Annotated in this window: 16 protein-coding genes; 7 read left to right on the top strand and 9 right to left on the bottom strand. The window is 70.7% G+C overall.

Translation table 11 applies throughout. The features are described from left to right. Window positions 1-113 precede the first annotated feature (113 nt). From ACIRR8_RS20985 to ACIRR8_RS20945, 9 genes are all read right to left on the bottom strand, one after another. Window positions 114-1925 carry a sensor histidine kinase gene (locus ACIRR8_RS20985; RefSeq protein WP_404067570.1) on the bottom strand — a complete coding sequence of 604 codons (1812 nt, stop codon included), beginning with the start codon at window positions 1923-1925 and terminating at the stop codon, window positions 114-116. Between the two features lie 450 nt (window positions 1926-2375). Continuing rightward, window positions 2376-3833, bottom strand: a complete 1458-nt coding sequence (locus ACIRR8_RS20980; protein WP_404066844.1) for a catalase — start codon at window positions 3831-3833, stop codon at window positions 2376-2378. Window positions 3834-4048: 215 nt separating this feature from the next. Continuing rightward, complete coding sequence (locus ACIRR8_RS20975; RefSeq protein ID WP_404066841.1) at window positions 4049-4942, bottom strand: 2-hydroxy-3-oxopropionate reductase; 894 nt, start codon at window positions 4940-4942, stop codon at window positions 4049-4051. A gap of 68 nt (window positions 4943-5010) precedes the next feature. Next, window positions 5011-5850: a TIM barrel protein gene (locus ACIRR8_RS20970; RefSeq protein WP_404066838.1), complete on the bottom strand. Its 840-nt coding sequence runs from the start codon at window positions 5848-5850 to the stop codon at window positions 5011-5013. 215 nt (window positions 5851-6065) lie between these two features. Beyond that, window positions 6066-7514, bottom strand: a complete 1449-nt coding sequence (locus ACIRR8_RS20965) for a cellulose binding domain-containing protein (RefSeq protein ID WP_404066835.1) — start codon at window positions 7512-7514, stop codon at window positions 6066-6068. Window positions 7515-7575: 61 nt separating this feature from the next. Continuing rightward, entirely contained in the window at window positions 7576-9153 is a 1578-nt protein-coding gene (locus ACIRR8_RS20960) for a beta-N-acetylhexosaminidase (RefSeq protein WP_404066832.1), read from the bottom strand. Between the two features lie 58 nt (window positions 9154-9211). Further along, on the bottom strand, window positions 9212-10075 hold the full coding sequence (locus ACIRR8_RS20955) for a carbohydrate ABC transporter permease (protein WP_404066829.1): 864 nt from the start codon (window positions 10073-10075) through the stop codon (window positions 9212-9214). After that, window positions 10072-11052: a carbohydrate ABC transporter permease gene (locus tag ACIRR8_RS20950; protein WP_404066826.1), complete on the bottom strand. Its 981-nt coding sequence runs from the start codon at window positions 11050-11052 to the stop codon at window positions 10072-10074. Before ACIRR8_RS20950 ends, ACIRR8_RS20955 begins: the two co-directional genes overlap by 4 nt. Window positions 11053-11094: 42 nt before the next feature. Then, window positions 11095-12357 carry an extracellular solute-binding protein gene (locus ACIRR8_RS20945; RefSeq protein ID WP_404066823.1) on the bottom strand — a complete coding sequence of 421 codons (1263 nt, stop codon included), beginning with the start codon at window positions 12355-12357 and terminating at the stop codon, window positions 11095-11097. Window positions 12358-12643: 286 nt separating this feature from the next. Here ACIRR8_RS20945 and ACIRR8_RS20940 point away from each other — a divergent pair, with 286 nt between their 5' ends. The 7 genes from ACIRR8_RS20940 (at window position 12644) to pucL (ending at window position 17545) form a co-directional block, all read left to right on the top strand. Next, window positions 12644-13483, top strand: a complete 840-nt coding sequence (locus tag ACIRR8_RS20940) for a GntR family transcriptional regulator (RefSeq protein WP_404066820.1) — start codon at window positions 12644-12646, stop codon at window positions 13481-13483. 124 nt (window positions 13484-13607) lie between these two features. Next, window positions 13608-14780 (top strand): lactonase family protein, encoded by a 1173-nt coding sequence (locus tag ACIRR8_RS20935; protein ID WP_404066818.1) that lies wholly within the window; start codon window positions 13608-13610, stop codon window positions 14778-14780. A gap of 85 nt (window positions 14781-14865) precedes the next feature. Then, entirely contained in the window at window positions 14866-15117 is a 252-nt protein-coding gene (locus ACIRR8_RS20930; RefSeq protein ID WP_161265215.1) for a hypothetical protein, read from the top strand. Continuing rightward, the gene (locus ACIRR8_RS20925) at window positions 15114-15512 is read left to right on the top strand and encodes a helix-turn-helix domain-containing protein (protein ID WP_404066815.1); all 399 of its coding nucleotides are present in this window, start codon (window positions 15114-15116) and stop codon (window positions 15510-15512) included. Before ACIRR8_RS20930 ends, ACIRR8_RS20925 begins: the two co-directional genes overlap by 4 nt. Window positions 15513-15667: 155 nt before the next feature. After that, window positions 15668-16204 (top strand): 2-oxo-4-hydroxy-4-carboxy-5-ureidoimidazoline decarboxylase, encoded by a 537-nt coding sequence (uraD, locus tag ACIRR8_RS20920; protein WP_404066812.1) that lies wholly within the window; start codon window positions 15668-15670, stop codon window positions 16202-16204. 20 nt (window positions 16205-16224) lie between these two features. Continuing rightward, window positions 16225-16614 carry a hydroxyisourate hydrolase gene (gene uraH / locus ACIRR8_RS20915; RefSeq protein WP_319347954.1) on the top strand — a complete coding sequence of 130 codons (390 nt, stop codon included), beginning with the start codon at window positions 16225-16227 and terminating at the stop codon, window positions 16612-16614. Window positions 16615-16621: 7 nt separating this feature from the next. Continuing rightward, on the top strand, window positions 16622-17545 hold the full coding sequence (gene pucL / locus ACIRR8_RS20910; RefSeq protein WP_161265174.1) for a factor-independent urate hydroxylase: 924 nt from the start codon (window positions 16622-16624) through the stop codon (window positions 17543-17545). The last annotated feature ends 61 nt before the right edge of the window (window positions 17546-17606 follow it).

Raw genomic sequence — 17606 nt, 5'->3', positions numbered from 1 at the left:
GGACGCCACCATGTCGACGACCTGGCGGGTGGTGGCCAGGGAGAGGTGCGCCTCGCCCGCGGCCGCCGCGCGGACCGCGCCTCTGTCCTCCACCGCCGCGACCGGCGGTGTGCTCATCCCTTGATCTCGAAGGTCTTCTTCTCCACCAGCCGGCCGTCCCGGAAGCAGAACCGGAAGACCGGAGACTTGTCCCAACTGCTGCCTATCTCGGAGGAGTTGAGGCTCAGGCAGGTCGCTCCCGCCGGCTCGGCCGGTGCGCCCTTGTCCAGGCCGTCGGCGAGGAAGGAGTCACCCCGCGGAAGCCGGTCGCGGACCTCCGCCTCGGACATGCCGACGCTCACGGCAGCGTACTCCTCGGGCTCGATCATGGCCTTGTCGGCCTCCTTGAAGAGGAAGTAGCCGCCCACCGCCGCGGCGACCCCCAGCAGCAGCGCGACCGCCACCGCCACGCCGCAGCCCACGGCCAGACCCTTCCTCCGGTTGTCCCTGCTCATCGCTCTCGCCACGTCCTTCGCCAGGTCGGTCCTGTTGACCGCACCAATGTCGCCGAGAGGCGCCGCCCCGGGCTGCTCGCGAAAGTCGCCCGTCCCCGCGACGAACGTCGTGCCGTACGCACCGTCCGGGACCGGGTCCTTGGGCAGGACGTACGGCAGTACAGCGGCCAACCGGAAGCCACCGCCGTCCGTGGGCGCCGTGTGCACCATGCCGCCGACCAGGCGCAGCCGCTCCGTCAGCCCGGTCAGCCCGCGCCCTCCGCTCACCACCGCCCGCCGGTCGCGAGCCGCCGGGTGCGCCGACGACGGGCCGTTGGCCACCTCCACCACCAGCGAGTCCGGTTCGTAGCGCAGCTCCACGGTGACGGGCGCGCCGGGCGCATGCTTGAGCACGTTGGTCAGCCCTTCCTGGACCGCCCGGTACGCCGCGTGGCCGGCGGCCGGAGCCAGCGGCCGGGGGTCGCCCGTACGCAGGAGCCGTACCGCCGTTCCGGCCGCGCGCGAGGCGTCCGTCAGGCGCTCGACGCCCTCGACCCCCCGGCCTCCCTCCGCGTCCGGCAGCCGCGGCGCGCCGTCCCGGGCCTCCTTCGCACCGGCCGTCCCCGAGTCGGGCTCCACCCCGTCCCGGAGCAGGCCGACCACCTCCCGCAGCTCCCGCATCGCCGCGACCGAGGCCTCGCGCAGGACGCCCACGGACTCCCGGTGCCGCTCGGCCAGTCCGGCGTCCACCTCCAGGGCGCCGGCCCGCACCGAGATCAGAGCGAGCTGATGGCCGAGACTGTCGTGCATGTCGCGCGCGATGCGCTGCCGCTCCCGCAACCGCGCCTCGTTGGCGATCATGTGGTTCTCGCGGACGATCTGCGCCCGGTACTCGTGCAGCGTGTCGGCGAGGGTGCGGCGCTGCGCCCAGTACCGGCCGGCGAAGGCCGGCACGGCGGTGACCACGAGCAGGGTCAGGAAGGCGAAGGCCGCGTAGGGCCCGGAGAAGTGCGGCAGCGAGTCCGCCACCGCCTCGCCGAGCATGACCGCGAGGGCCAGGGCGACGGTGGCGGAGGCCCGCACCGGTGAGCCGACGCGTCGCCCCACCGACCAGGCGGCGATCGGCACGAGCACGTCGAATCCGCCCAGCGGCAGCGAGGCGACGGTGGCGATCAGGAGCACCGGGGCGGGCATCACCCGGCGGAGCAGGCCGAGCGCCGCGACACCGACCGCGCACAGCACGGCGACGGCGACGCCGTGGTGGAACACGGTGAAGACCCAGGCCAGAAGCGTCAGCACCAGGGCGAGAAGCCCTTCGCCCACCATCCGCCGACGGCTCCACAGCGCCGGGTCGCGCAGGGCCCGGCCCACCAGGAGCAGTCGCCGGGGTGCGGCCCTGAGGCGCGCCGTGCCGCTCTTGTCGGCCGGCTTCATCGGGTCCCTGCGTCGCATACGAATCACGCCGCCACGCTAGAGGGCCGGTTCGCGGGGTGCAGCACCCGTTCGTCGCTCTAGGACACGACGAAAGTCAACTCGGCGGTTCCGGCCTGCCGGGCGTTCGAGGGCGGAACCCTTGCGACGGTGGGGCCGCGAGGGTCCGTCCTCGAACGCCGGACGGGCTGAAAGCGGGAACGCCGGACGGGCGGAAAGGCAGAGAGGGCGCGCAGTACGGGACCGTATCCGTACTGCGCGCCCTCGTTCAGGGGTGGTGCGGGTGACAGGGACCGCGGCGGCGGCGATCGGAACCGGGGGAGGGCGTCTCCTTCAGGTCAGAAGACGGTCCCCGGAACCTTCACCACCGCACTGGCATCGCACAGCCGCCGCGGCCTCGTCGTCCTGCCCGTGCCGCGCGGCACCCCTCATCCGGGTGCGCGGTACGGGCAGGGGCCTGTACAGGGAGGCTCAGTCCTCGCGCAGGGCGCGGACGGCCTCCTCCACGCGCTTGCCGTAGTCGGCGTCGGCGGCGTGGAAGTGGGCGAGGTTCTTCTCGATCACGTCGTCGCGGGTGACCTGCGAGAGGCCTCCGGCGATGTTGGCGACCAGGCGGCCCTTCTCGTCCTCGGACATCAGCCGGTACAGCTCGCCCGCCTGGAAGAAGTCGTCGTCCTTGACGTGGGCGGCCGTCTCGTAGGTGCCCGTCCAGCCGTGGATGGCGAGCGGGGCGCCGAGCGCGGCGTCGGTCTGGGCCGGACCGGCGTACGAGTTGGGCTCGTAGTTCTTGTCGTGGCGCGAGCCGTACCGCGTGGCGTGCACCCCGTCGCGGCCGTAGTTGTCGGCCTGCGTCGCCTTCGGGGCGTTGACCGGCAGCTGGGTGTGGTTGACACCCAGGCGGTAGCGGTGCGCGTCAGCGTAGGCGAACAGCCGGCCCTGGAGCATCTTGTCCGGGGACGGGCCGATGCCGGGCACGAAGTTGTTCGGCGAGAAGGCGGCCTGCTCCACCTCGGCGAAGACGTTGTCCGGGTTCCGGTCCAGGACGAGGCGGCCGACCCGCCGGAGCGGGTAGTCGCTGTGCGGCCACACCTTGGTGAGGTCGAACGGGTTGAACCGGTAGTCGGCGGCGTCGGCGGCCGGCATCACCTGGACGTGCAGCGTCCAGGACGGGTTCACGCCGCGCTCGATGGCCTGGAGCAGGTCCGTCTGGTGCGAGTTGGCGTCCTTGCCGACGAGCTCGGCGGCCTGGTCGGCGGAGAGGGAGCGCACGCCCTGGTTGGTCTTGAAGTGGTACTTGACGAAGAAGGCCTCGCCCTCGGCGTTCGTCCACTGGTAGGTGTGCGAGCCGTATCCGTTCATGTGCCGGTACGAGGCGGGGATGCCGCGGTCGCCCATCAGCCAGGTGACCTGGTGGGTGGCCTCGGGGGAGTGCGCCCAGAAGTCCCAGACGTTGTCCGGCTCCTGCTTGCCCGTGAACGGGTCGCGCTTCTGCGAGTGGATGAAGTCGGGGAATTTGATCGGGTCCTTGATGAAGAACACCGGGGTGTTGTTGCCGACCAGGTCGTAATTTCCCTCGTCCGTATAGAACTTGAGGGCGAAGCCGCGCGGGTCGCGGACCGCGTCCGCGCCGCCGAGCGAGTCGGCGACGGTGGAGAAGCGGAGGAACGTCTCGGTGCGCTTGCCCACCTGGGAGAGGAAGTCGGCGCGGGTGAAGCCGGTGACGTCGTCGGTCACCTCGAAGTAGCCGTACGCGCCGGAGCCACGGGCGTGGACCACGCGCTCCGGGATGCGCTCACGGTTGAAGCGGGCGAGCTTCTCCAGAAGGTGCTGGTCCTGGAGGAGGATCGGTCCACCGACACCGGCGGTGGCGGAGTTCTGGTTGTCGGCGACCGGGGCGCCTGACTCGGTCGTGAGCACACGCTTAGCCATGTGGCGGGATGACCTTTCGTACGAGCTGCTGACGGCTTGAGGAGCGTAGGTTCGCCGCAGAGAAAACGTCAACAGTTTGTTGAAAACGAAGTGTGTGGTTCCGGGCCGCGGCAGCGCCTGGGCGCGACAGGACAGGTGTCAGCGCCACCGCGGCCCGGAGATCAGGGGCTCCTCACGGAGCGAGGGTCAGGCCTGAGAGTCTGAGGGCCTGCGGGTCAGACCTGGGAGCCGGAGAGCCGCTCGACCGAGCGCAGCAGCGCCGAGTGGTCGAGGCCGCCGTCGCCCTGGGCGCGCAGCGAGGCGACCAGCTGGGCGACCACACCGCCGACGGGCAGGGCCGCGCCGACGTTGCGGGCGGCGTCGGTCACGATGCCCATGTCCTTGTGGTGCAGGTCGATCCGGAAGCCGGGGGCGAAGTCCCGCTTCAGGAAGTTGTCCTTCTTGCGGGTCAGCACGGTCGAGCCGGCCAGACCGCCGTTGAGGACGTCGAGCGCGGCGGCGAGGTCCACCCCGGACTTCTCCAGGAAGACCACGGCCTCGGCGCAGGCCTGGATGTTGACGGCGACGATCAGCTGGTTGGCGGCCTTCACCGTCTGGCCGGAGCCGTGCGGGCCGCAGAGCACGATGGTCTTGCCGAGCGCCTCCAGGAGCGGCTTCGCGGCGTCGAAGTCCGCCTGCTCACCGCCGACCATGATGGAGAGCACCGCCTCGATGGCACCGGCCTCGCCGCCGGAGACCGGCGCGTCCAGGACCCGGATGCCCTTCTCGGTCGCGTTCTTGGCGAGGTCCACGGAGGTCTGCGGGGTGATGGAGGACATGTCCACCAGCAGCGCGCCGCGCTTCGCGTTCTCCAGGATGCCCTCGGGGCCGTAGGCGATGGCCTCGACCTGGGGGGACGCGGGCACCATCGTGATGACGACATCCGCGTCCTTGACCGCGTCCGCGATCGAGGAGGCGCCGGTGCCGCCGGCCGCGACCAGCCGGTCGATCTTGTCCTGCTCCAGGGTGTATCCGGTGACGGCGTAACCGGCCTTGATCAGGTTCTCCGACATGGGGGAGCCCATGATGCCGAGGCCGATCCAGGCGACCTTGGGGAGGTTGTTGCTCATGAGGGTGCCTTCCTGAAAAACGTGTGTACGTAAGGGGGTCGGGCTCACCCCGCGGTGGACCCGGGCGGTCAGCCGGCGGCTCGGGCCGACACCGGGAGCCAGCCGAAGGCCTCGGCGCTCGGCCGGTCGCCCGGCTTGTACTCCAGGCCGACCCAGCCCGCGTAACCGGCGTCCTTCAGCTCGTCGAGCAGCCGCTCCAGCGGGAGGTCGCCGGTGCCCGGCGCGCCACGGCCCGGGTTGTCGGCGATCTGGACGTGGCCGGTCTTCGCGGCGTACGCCTTGATGACCTGGCTCAGGTCCTCGCCGTTCATCGACAGGTGGTACAGGTCCAGCAGGAACTTCGCGTTCCCGATCCCCGTCGCCGCGTTGACCTTGTCGACGACCTCGATCGCGGCCGGTGCGCTCACCAGCGGATAGCGGGGTGACTCCGGCTTGTTGAGGGTCTCGACCAGGAGGATCGCACCCACCCGGTCCGCCGCGCGGGCGGCCAGCACCAGGTTCTCCAGGGCGAGCGCGTCCTGCACCTGCGGGTCCGCGCCGTCGACGCGGTTGCCGTACAGCGCGTTGAGCGCCGTGCAGCCGACCGAGGCGGCGAAGTCGGCCGCCACCTCGATGTTGGCGCGGAAGCGGTCCGACTCCGTGCCGGGCACGGAGAGCGCGCCGCGGTCGGGGCCGGGCAGCTGTCCGGCGTAGAAGTTCAGCCCCACCAGCTGGGTGCCGGCGTCGTCGAGCGCCTTCTTGAGGGCGTCGAGCTCCGCCTGCGGCGGGGTCGGGGTCTCGATCCAGGGCCACCACAGCTCGACCGCCGTGAAGCCCGCCGCGGCGGCTGCCGCGGGACGCTCCAGGAGCGGGAGTTCCGTGAAGAGGATCGAAAGGTTCACATCGAAGCGCTGGTCCGGGTATCCCATGAGGGTTTCGGCGCTCCTTCCGTATTGCGGAAGTTAGTTTCTGCTTAACGGAAGATTGCCCGGCGGGTGGCAGGGCTGTCAAGAGGGTGCGGCGAATTCGGCCCGGTCGGCGGCGTACGGAATCGATGGCGGGGGCGTATCCGGACACACGAAAGCGGGGCGGCGGCCGCCATCGACCCCCGCCCCGCCCGGCTCTCACGCCGTGAGTACCGCGCCTAGCTGCCCGGCACCGTGTCCTCGAAGGTCTTCCCCGCACTGCGGTACGAGCCGACCATCGCGTTCACCTGCGCGGGGGTGAGCACCTGGTCCTTCACGTGCAGGACGTAGTCCACCTGCTGGTCGTAGGAGCGCGGCGTGGTGCTCGGCTGCCCCTCCAGGTCGATCAGCCACTGGTTGAAGTTGATCGACATCGGCCGCTCCGGCAGGAAGGCCGCGCCGTGCGTCCCGAAGTGCTGGCCGTCGACGTAGTACGTGATCTGGTTGTTGTCGATGGTCAGCACCAGGTCGTGCCAGCCCGCGTACGACTGCCGGACCTCGCTGTGCGCGTTGACCGCCTCCCACGGGTCGGGCCGGTAGGTCTCCCACGAGGTGGCGTAGAGGATGTTGGCCGGCTCGCCCCAGCCGCCGTTCGGCAGATACTCGAAGTCGTACTCCGCGTAGTCGTCCGCCATCGGCGCCTTGAGGTCGTTGATCGTGAAGAACGTCTGCACGATCCGGTCGCCGTCCGGACCCGAGCGCGGCGCGTCGCTGAACTTCACCCGCGACGCGTACGTCCCGTTCTTGAACTTCATCGACCGCGTCAGGATCTCGGTGTGCTTGGTCGAGGCGCCCGTACCCGCCGTCGAGGTCTCCAGGTTCATCACCGAGTTCCCGCTCTGCGAGGCGAAGGTGACGTTCTCCGGTGCCCAGGTCGCGCCCGGCACGCCCGGACCGCCGGAGTTGGACCGCACCGACCAGCCGTTGGCGTTGATCTTCGGGTCGGTGTGCGAGCTGTAGTTGAAGTCGTCGAACAGCCGCGCCCCGTCACCCGGCGGGTCGGTCGGCGGGTCCGTGGGGTCCGGCGGGTCGGTCGGCCCGTTGCCCGCGGGAGCCTGGCCCCAGACGAGCGACCCGTTCACCTGGGCCGTCACCTTGGACCAGTCGCCGTACGTGGTCCGCTCCGGGCCGAAGGAGTAGTCGTCCGACTGGATCAGCCGAGCCCAGGACGCCTGGTGGAAGCGGAGCTGCATGTCCCCGGTGTCCGCGCCCGGCGCCAGCGAACCCGCGCCCGGCGTGAAGCCGATCTCCAGGTAACGGTCGGCGGTGGCCGTCGGGCTGGCGAGCGTCCCGAAGGTGCCGGTGATGTTCGCGCACCCCTTCACCGCCCAGGAACAGGCGAACCGGTAGGCGGCGGAGGCCGAGTCGGCCTTGAAGTAGTACCGCACCTTGACACCGCTCAGCGGTACGGAGGTGGCGCCGGCGTTCCGCACCTTCAGCCACGGCTCGCTCTGGTCGGCGCTCGCGCCGGACGCGCTCGTCCGGTACTGGACGACGATGCCGTCCGCCGCCGCGCTCGCCGAGGACGGCAACGCGGCGAGCCCGGTGGCGGCCAGGGCCACGGCGGCGGCCGAGGCGGCGGCGGTGCGCAGCCTGGACCTCGGGGACTTCCTGCGTGATGTGTTCACGGGTGTGTTCCTCTCCGGAACGGTGGTGGGGGAGTGGTGACGGGTGGGGTCGCGCTGTTCCTCAGAGGGTGGGCGCGGCCGCGAGCGACCGTGCGTCCAGCGGGCGGTAGGGGACGCCGAGGGCGTCCAGCCGGGCGGTGTGGTGGCGCAGCCGCTCGACGAACCCCGGCCAGTCGCCGCGCCCGCCGGACCAGGAACGGTCGGCCAGCGCGCAGAGCCGCGGGTAGCTGAGGTACTCGATCTCCTCGGGCGTGCGGACGTACTCGGTCCAGAGCTGGGCCTGGACCCCGAGCACCCGGGCCCGCTCGGCCTCCGGCCACTCCTCTGGAGCCGGTTCGTAGCCGTGGACCGTCCGCAGGGTGACCGGGGCGCCGGGCTGGGCGACCGGTTCGGACGGGTCGCCGGACTGGGCGTAGTCCAGGTACGTGGCCTGGTGGTGCGCGGCGACGACCTGGTGGCCGCGGCGGGCGGCGGCCAGCGCGTGGGAGGGGTCGCGCCAGGTCATCACCGTGAAGTCCAGCGGGAGTTCGGTTCCGGACACCGCCCAGCCGACCGGTGTCCGCCCGTGCTCCACGAGGAACGCGCCGATCCGGCCCATGAACCAGCCGTGCAGCGCCGCCGGGTCCGCCAGCCCCTCGGCCGCCGCCCGCTCCCGGGCGGCCGGGCTGCTCTCCCATTCGGAGGTCGGGCACTCCTCACCGCCGATGTGGATGTACGCGGACGGGAAGACGTCCATGACCTCCTCCAGCACCGCCCGGCAGAAGGCGAAGACCTCCTCGTGCACTCCGAGGATCGTCTCGCAGACGCCCCAGCGGTCCCACACCTCCAGCCGGCGCTCCGGATGGTTGCCCAGCTCCGGATAGGCCGCGAGTGCCGCCCGCACATGGCCGGGCATCTCGATCTCCGGCACGACGGTCACCCCGCGCTCCGCCGCGTACCGCACGAGTCCGCGCAACTCCGCTTTGGTGTAAGCCCCTTCATGCGGCACGGAGTCGAAGTACACCCCGTCCGGCCCGCTCGGCCCCCGCTGCGACCGGGCCCGCCTGGCCCCGACCGAGGTGAGCCGGGGATAGGCGTCGACCGGCATCCGCCAGCCCTGGTCGTCGGTGAGGTGGAGGTGCAGGACGTTCAGCTTGTGCAGCGCCAACAGGTCGACGTACCGCCTGAGATAGCCGACCGGCCGGAAGTGCCGTGCCACGTCCAGCATCGCTCCGCGCCACGGCCGGTCCGGTACGTCGGTGAGCTCGACGCCCGGCACCTCCCAGGACCCGGTGGCCGTAGAACCGCCCGACAGCGCCTCGGCGGGCAGGAGCTGACGGACCGTCTGAACGCCTCGCAGCAGCCCGGTCGGATGCGCGGCGCGCAGGAGGAGCGCCTGCGGGCCGACGGTGAGTCCGTACCCCTCCTCGCCGAGGCCGCCGAGCTGACCGTCCAGCGCGAGCACGATCCGGCCCTCCGACGACGGCGCCAGCGGCAGCCCGGCGGCCGGGCCGACCAGCGAGCGCAGCAGGCCGGCGGCCGGTTCGGCGCCCGGGAGCGCGCGGACGGTGGTGTCGCGGTCGAGCGTGAGGCGGCCGCCCAGCGAGGAGACCTTGGTGGGTTGGGGGAGGAGGGCGAGGTCGGGGCGCGATGCGGGCACGGGGTCTCCGGATTCGGTTCGCGGGCTTACGGGGGCGGGCGCGGGTGGGCCCGGCCCCTCAGCCCTTGACGGCACCGGCGGCGAAGCCGGAGGTGACATGGCGCTGGAGCAGAAGGAAGATCACCAGAGCGGGCAGGGCGAAGAGCGTGGAGGCGGCCATCGTGGCGCCCCAGTCGGTGCCGAAGGTGTTCTGGAAGGACGACAGCCAGACCGGCAGCGTCCGGTTGTCCTGCTGCTTGATGATCAGGAAGTTGGCATAGGCGAACTCGTTCCAGGCGGTGATGAAGCCGAAGAGCGAGGTGGCCATCAGCCCCGGCGCCAGCAGCGGCATCGCCACCCGCCAGAACGCGCCGGACCGCGTGCAGCCGTCGACCTGTGCGGCCTCCTCCAGCTCCGGCGGGATGGTGGCGATGAAGCCGCGCAGCACCACGATGGTGAACGGCAGCGTGATCATGAAGTAGATCAGCGTCAGCGTCGGCAGCCGGTCGAGCATGTTCGTGTCCCGGGAGATGATGTAGATCGGGATGATCAGCGACTCCCAGGGCGCCATCTGCGCGATGAAGACCATCAGCATGAACTGCCGCCGGCCCTTCCACCGCATCCGCGCCACGGCGAACGCCGCGCCCAGCGCCACCAGCAGCGCGAGGAGCACCGCGCCCAGCGTGACGAGGATGCTGTTGCGCCAGAAGAGCGCGAACCCGTCGGCGTCCACGGCCCGTTGGAAGTGGTCCAGGGTCCAGGTGTGCGGGAAGAGCTGCGGGTCGGCCGACTGGATGTCGGCGGACGGCTTGAAGGCCGTCGAGATCATCCAGTACACCGGGAAGAGGCAGACCACGACGGTCACGGTGGCGGCGATGTTGAGCGGCAGGCGCCGGAGTCGGAGGCGTACGGGTACCCGGGGACGTACGGCAGGGGTGGTCATCGGCTCTCGTCCTCCTGGCGGAACATCTGGCGGAAGTAGAGGACGAGCACCCCGGACATCAGGACCACGGTGATCATCGAGGCGGCCGAACCCAGGTCGTACCGCTGGCTGGAGAGCGCCGTCTGCACGGCGTAGACCGGCAGGATCGTCGTCGCGTCGCCCGGCCCGCCGCGGGTCATCACCCAGATCTGGACGAACGCCTTGAACGTCCAGATCACCTCCAGCGAGAAGACCAGCAGGAAGATCGGCCGGAGCATCGGGAAGGTGACCGAGCGGAAGATCCGCCCCGCGCCCGCACCGTCCAGCCGCGCCGATTCGTACAGCTCCAGCGGCACGGTGGTGAGCGCGGAGTACAGCGTGATCGCGGCGAACGGCACCGACTGCCAGACGATCAGCGTCACCAGGATGGCGAAGGCGGCCGTCCCGTCGGCGAACCACGGATAGCGCTCGAACGATTCGAGGCCGAGCGAGGTCAGCGCCCAGTTGACGATGCCGAACTCCGAGTGGAACAGCCACTGGAACACCGTGGTCGCCGCCACCACCGGCATGGCCCAGGCCAGCACCAGCGAGCAGAGCACCACGGTCCGCCCGGCCCGGCGCAGCCGCTCCACCATCAGCGCGACCAGCGTGGCGATCACCATGATCAGGACGACGTTGACGGCCATGAAGAGGAAGGTGCGGCGGACGACCTCCCAGAACCGGGGATCCGTCAGCAGCGTGCGGTAGTTCCGCAGCCCGACGAACTCCGCGTCACCGGAGATCAGCTGGCGCAGCCGGAAGTCCTGGAAGGAGATCAGGACGGCCCGGACCAGCGGGTAGACCAGCAGATAGAGCATGCCGCCGATGGCGGGGGCGATGAGCGCGTACGGCCAGAGGCCGTGCGCGCGGCCGATCGGCTTCCGGCTCGCGGCGGGGGGCGGGGCCGGTCGCCGCCGGGGTGTGCGGGGTGCTGAGGTCGGTTCGACGGCGACCGGCACGGCACGCCTCCTTCCTGTGGCTGGTGATCGGGTCGGGCCGGGTCAGGAACCGGCGTTCATGGCCCGGGTGATGTCCTGCGAGGCCTTCGCCGCCTCCTTGGCCCGATCGCCTCCGGTGAGCACGGCGGTCATGTAGTCCTTGATCGGGTTCTCCGCCTCGACCGCGGCCCAGCCAGGTGTGTTGGGCGTGGCATGGCCGTTGGCGGCGCCGACCGCCATCGCGGCGGCTCCCGGGTCGTCCGCCACGGCGGAGGCGAGCGAGGTGCGGTTCGGTACGTAGCTCATGGCGACGGCGAGCTTCTTCTGCCAGGTGTCCCCGGTCAGCTCCTTGATGAAGGTGACCGCCTCCTCGGGATGGGCCGCGGCGGCCGGGACGACGAGGTCGGAGCCGCCGGTGAAGACCGAACCGGGCGTGTCGGCGGTCTTGCCCGGGATCGGGAAGAAGGCGAGCTTGCCCTTGAGCCCGGGGTTCTTCTCCATGATCACGTTGGCGCCGCCCGGCGTGGAGATGACCTGGGCCGTCTGGCCCGCCGCCATCACGTCGGCCTGCGGCGGGTCGTCCTCGTCGGAGTCCTTGGGCCCCTTGCCGAGCGCCTGGAGCTCCTCGTAGAACGCCATGCCGCGCAGCGCCTCGGGTGTGTCCAGCGCGCCGGACCACTTGTCCCCGGACTCGGTGGCGAGGTCGCCGCCCTCGTCCCAGATGAAGCCGGCGAGCGCGTACCACATCTGGCCCGGCAGGTAGATGCCTTGCGTACCGCCCTGGTTGAGCTCGGTCGTGGCGTCGATCCACTGCTCGCGGGTCGTGATCGCCTTCGCGTCGATGCCCGCCTTCTCGAAGAGGTCGGTGCGGTAGATGACCACCCGGTTGGCCGCGTAGTACGGGATGCCGTACTGCTTCTCCTCGTACGCCCCCGGCTCCGCCAGACCGCTCAGCCAGTCCGCGCCGTTCAGCTCGTCCTTGCGGTCGCTGAGGTCGAGCAGCCCGCCGCTCTCGGCGAACTGCGCCACCTGCGTGTTGCCCGCCTCGATGACGTCCGGGGCGTCGTTGCTGGCCAGGGCGGCGGTGATCTTCTGGCCGATGCCGTCCCACTCCTGGATCTGGATCTTCACGTCGATCTTCGGGTGGCGCTTCTCGAAGTCGGCGGTGAACTCCTTCTGGAAGGTGTCCGAGACGCTGTCGCGCATCAGCCAGACGTCCACCGTCGTCCGCCCGTCCCCGTTCGCGGAGTCGGACGGGGAACTACAGGCACTGAGCGCGGCGGCCAGGACGAGCACGGACCCACCGGCAAGCAAGCGGTACTTCACGGTTCACCTCGGAATGCAGAACTGAGTCCGACCTGACTCCGGCCCGACCACCTGACCACCTGACCAGTGATGCCCACTGGACAGCTCACCTCTCGATGGAGGTTGAAGGTGGCATGGACCAATGGGGCCGTCAACCCCCTCCGTAAGAAGGCGATTTGGTGATCTGTGCGTAACACGTGCACCCTGACGTCCCGAGGAAAGCGCTACACTTCGCCTGACCAGCAAGCCAGTTGGTCCGGTCGCCAGATCAACTGGTAAGGAAATGAACCCGTCGAGAGGGGAGCGCATGGACGCGGATGTGCCGGGGACGGTGCTCAAACGGGAGCGGGCGCGCGATGCGGTGCTGGAGCTCATCGAGTCGCGCGGCCCCGGCGACGCGATCCCCTCCGAGCGGGCCCTGTGCTCGCTGCTCGGCGTGTCGCGGCCCACCGTGCGCGCGGCCGTCGACGAACTGGTCGCCGCCGGGCTCCTGGTGCGGGAGCACGGCCGGGGCATGTTCGTCGCGCCCGCCAAGATCACCCAGGAGCTGGTGGCGGGGGACCGGTCGCTGACCGTGCCGCAGGCGGCGGGCGCCTGGTCGAGCCGACTGCTGGAGTTCACCACCCTCCAGGCGGGCGCCCGGGTCGGCCGCAAGCTGCGGATGTCACCCGCCGCCGAGATCGTCTACGTGGCCCGGCTGCGGCTGGTCGACGGGGCGCCGATGGCGATCGAACACCTGCACATCCGGGCCGGGCTGGTGCCCGGGCTCAGCGCGCAGGAGCTGGAGAGCGGAGACCTGTACGAGCATCTGCGCGCCACGCACGGCGTGCACGTCCACGAGGCGGTCCAGGCGATCGAGCCCACCGTCGTCACCCGCGCAGAGGCGAAGCTGCTCGACGTGCCGGAGCTCTCCCCGGCCCTGCTCTTCGAACGGCTGACCTCCGACACGTCCGGCTGCCCGGTGGAGTACGTCCACTCGCTCTACCGGGGCGACCGCTACCGCATCGTCTCCCGCCTCGCCCTCGGCCCGGCCGCCGAGGTCGCCCCGGACCTGGAGGGCCACCACCCGGGCATCCCGCCGGGCGACTTCGCGCACGGCGACGCGATCACGTCCTCGACCAGGGGGGACATCCAGGCGGGTGCCTGAGCGGGGGCCCGCAAGGTGTTACGCAGGACGCAACCGCGTTTGCACCTCTTGCCGTTGGGGTCACGAGGGGCCAGGGTGGCGGACACATCCGAAGCAGCCCAACTCCCCCCACGAGGTGCCTCGCATGAACGCCGTACCCAGCCCTGCCCCCGGGCGCCTGAGCCGTCGGAGCCTGCTGGCGGCCGCCCTGGTGGCGGCTCCCACCACACTCGCCGCCCACGCCCTCGCCGCCCCGGCCCACGCAAGCGCTCGCCGGGCCCCCACCGCCACCCGCCCCCTCCTGCTCGGTACCTACACCTCCGCCGAGGGCGGCGGCACCGGCATCGGCACCGCCGCGTACGACACCGCCACCGGAGCGATCACCTCCGGACCCGTGATCACCGGCGTCGAGAACCCCTCCTACCTGGCCGCCCACCCCTCCGGCGCCACGGTCTACGCGGTTGCCGAGCAGGACGCGGGCGCGGTCATCGCCGTGGCGCTCGCGCCGGACGGGACGTACGACGTCCTGGGCACCCGCCTCACCGGCGGCTCCGGCCCCACCCACCTCTCCGTCCACCCGTCCGGGCACTGGCTGCTCAGCGCGAACTACACCTCCGGCAGCGTCGCCGTGCACCCCATCGCGGCAGACGGCTCGCTCGGCGAGCGCACCGACCTGGTCACCCACAGCTCCCCGCCGCCCGGCCCCGGCCAGAGCGGCCCGCACGCCCACCAGATCGTGACCTCGCCCGACGGCGGCCACGTCCTCGCCGTCGACCTCGGCACCGACACGGTGTACACGTACCGCCTCGACGAGTCCGCCGGAACGCTCACCGAGGTCTCCCGGGCCGCCCTGGCACCCGGCTCCGGCCCCCGTCACCTCACCTTCCACCCCGGCGGGCGCTCCGCCTATCTGGCCTGCGAGCTGGACAACACCACGGTCGTCTGCGCGTACGACCCCGGCTCCGGCACCCTCACCCCGGGAGCGGGCCAGTCCACCGGGTCGGAGACCGGCTACCCGGCCCAGCTGGTGGTGACCGGCGACGGCTCGTACGCGTACCTCGCCAACCGGGGCCCGAACAGCCTCACCCGTTACGCGGTGGAGGACGGCGGGGCGGCCCTGCGGCTCCTCGGCACCGTGTCCGCCGGCGGCGACTGGCCGCGCCAGCTCGCCCTCTCCCCGGACAGTTCGCTGCTCTTCGCCGCCAACCAGCGCTCCTCCACCGTCACCGCCTTCCGGGTCGGCTCCGACGGCTCCCTGACCCCGGCGGACGAGCCGCTCCCGGCGCCGGTCGCGGTCTGCGTCCTGCCCCTGCCGTGACGGCCCGGGCGGGGCCCGTTCCAGCGGTTACAGTCGTGCCCCGGCCGCGCGCCCGCACTCGCGGCGAGGACATCAGGGAGGCACAGTGCGCTTGAGGGTGGAATTCACCACCGAGCCCTTCGATCTCGACGAGGCACCCGCCCACGCGGTGGTGGCCCGTGAGGTGATCCAGAGCGCCGAGCTCGACGCCGTGGACGTCGGACCGTTCGGCAACACGGCGGAAGGAGGCGCGGACGAGGTGCTCACCGCCGTCGACTCCCTGCTGCGCCGGGCCCTGGCCTCGGGCGCGACCCGGGTCTCGCTCCAGGTCAACGTGATCGGGGAGGAGAGCCGGTGACCGAATCCGCCGATCACTCTCCGGTCACCGTCGACCACCCCTTCGTATCGGCGGTCAAGCCGCTGGTCGACGCGATGGGCGCCGAGCTGCTCGGTCCCGAGCAGGCCCAGCCGGACGATGTGGTGCTCGCGTGGGAGGGCCAGGACGTCATAGCCGTACGGCTGCCCCAGCTCTCCGACTCGCTGGACCACATCCTCGCCGCGATGGAGCGGCGGCACGGGATGCCGCTCGCCGACCTGGACCGTAAGGCCAAGCAGTCCGTCGTCCGGACTCTGGAGGCACGCGGTGCCTTCTCCGTACGACACGGGGTGGAGACCGTGGCCGGCGCCCTGGGCGTCTCCAGGTTCACCGTGTACAACTACCTGAACCGGGAACATTCGGCCAAGGGTGAGTAGTTGGCCGAACATACAGGAAAGCCGCTGTCCGCATGCCGGGACGGCGGCTTTCTCCGTTCGCGAGATTTCAACAAAGTGTTGACGTCGTGTTGCGGAGGGCGTTAGCTATCCGCAGCCCGAACAACGCACAGCGAAAAACAGCCACGGAGGCTCCCGTGACTTCGAGCTCCACACCGGGCCTCACCCGGTTCAACACCCTGGCGGACGGCGAGGCCACCCCCGCACTGCACGAGGTCTGTGCCAGTGCGGCCTGGGGAGAGACCCTCCTCGCCGGTCGTCCGTACGCCACCGAGGAAGCCCTGCTCTCCGCCGGCGACGCCGCCATGGCCGAGCTGACCGCGGAGGACCTGGCCGAGGCGATGGCGGGCCACCCGCCGATCGGGCGTCCGATCCCCGGCGACCCGACCTCCTCCCGCGAACAGCGGGGGATGGTCGGCGCCTCCGAGGAGCTCAAGACCGAGATGCTCGAACTGAACCTGGCCTACCAGGAGCGGTTCGGACATGTCTTCCTGATCTGCGCCACCGGCGCCACCGGTGAGCAGATGCGCGACGCGGTGAAGTCCCGGATCGGAAACGCGCCCGAGCAGGAGCGGGAGATCGTGCGCACCGAACTGGGCAAGATCAACCGCATCCGGCTGACCCGTCTCGTACGGGAGACCCTCGCAGAGGAAGCTCCCGCACAGGACTCTTGAGATCAAGGAGAGTGACGGTCTTGAGCACCGACACGACCGCATCGGTGTCCACGCACATCCTGGACACCAGCATCGGCCGCCCCGCCGCGTCCGTCGCCGTCTCGCTCGCCGCCCGCAGCGGCAGCGGCTCGCCGTACGTCACGCTCGGAGCCTCCGCGACCGATGCGGACGGGCGCTGCAAGGACCTGCCGGCGCTGCCGGAAGGAACGACCCACGTACGCCTCGAATTCGACACCGAGACGTACTTTTCCAAGAAGCAAGCCGAGGCGCAGCAGGACGCCCCCCGCGTAAGGGACAGCGGCGCGTTCTTCCCGGAAGTGACGATCGCCTTCGCGGTCGTGCCGGGCGAGCACTACCACGTACCGCTGCTGCTCAACCCGTTCGGCTACTCCGTTTACCGAGGGAGCTAGCACCGACATGCCCACGATTCTCGGCCAGAACCAGTACGGCAAAGCAGAGAACCGCGTCGTAAAGATCACGCGGGACGGCGACACCCACCACATCAAGGACCTCAACGTCTCGGTCGCGCTCTCCGGCGACATGGACGACGTCCACTACTCCGGCTCCAACGCCAACGTCCTGCCGACCGACACCACCAAGAACACGGTGTTCGCGTTCGCCAAGGAGCACGGGATCGAGTCCGCCGAGCAGTTCGGCATCCACCTCGCCCGCCACTTCGTCTCCTCGCAGGAGCCGATCCACCGGGCCCGGATCCGGATCGAGGAGTACGCCTGGGAGCGCATCGCGACCTCCGACGGCAACTCCAAGTTCATCGGCGCCGACGAGGTCAGGCACTCCTTCGCCCGCAAGGGCATGGAGACCCGCGTCTCCCAGATCACCTACGACGGTGAGAACTGGGAGGTCATCTCGGGCCTCAAGGACCTCACGGTGATGAACTCGACCAACTCCGAGTTCTGGGGCTACGTCAAGGACAAGTACACGACGCTGAAGGAGGCGTACGACCGCATCCTGGCGACCGACGTCTCCGCGCGCTGGCGGTACAACTGGACCAGCGATGAGCAGCGCATGCCGAACTGGGAGAAGTCCTACGAGCAGGCGCGCAAGCACATGCTCCAGGCCTTCGCCGAGACGTACTCCCTCTCGCTCCAGCAGACCCTCTACCAGATGGGTTCGCGGATCATCAACAGCCGCAGCGAGATCGACGAGATCCGCTTCTCGCTGCCGAACAACCACCACTTCCTGGTGGACCTCGAACCGTTCGGACTGAAGAACGACAACGAGGTCTACTTCGCGGCGGACCGCCCCTACGGTCTGATCGAGGCCACCGTGCTCCGGGACGGCGTCGAGCCGAAGATCCCGGTCGACATGACCAACCTCTGACGCGGTACTGAGCCGGCCCCCGTCCGCCCGCAGTCGGGCGGGGGCCGGTCATCCCGGAGGA

The organism is Streptomyces sp. NPDC101178, assembly GCF_044767965.1.
GTDB lineage: Bacteria > Actinomycetota > Actinomycetes > Streptomycetales > Streptomycetaceae > Streptomyces.
Note: the sequence above shows the minus strand (reverse complement) of the source record. Positions and strands in the feature narration are given on the sequence as shown.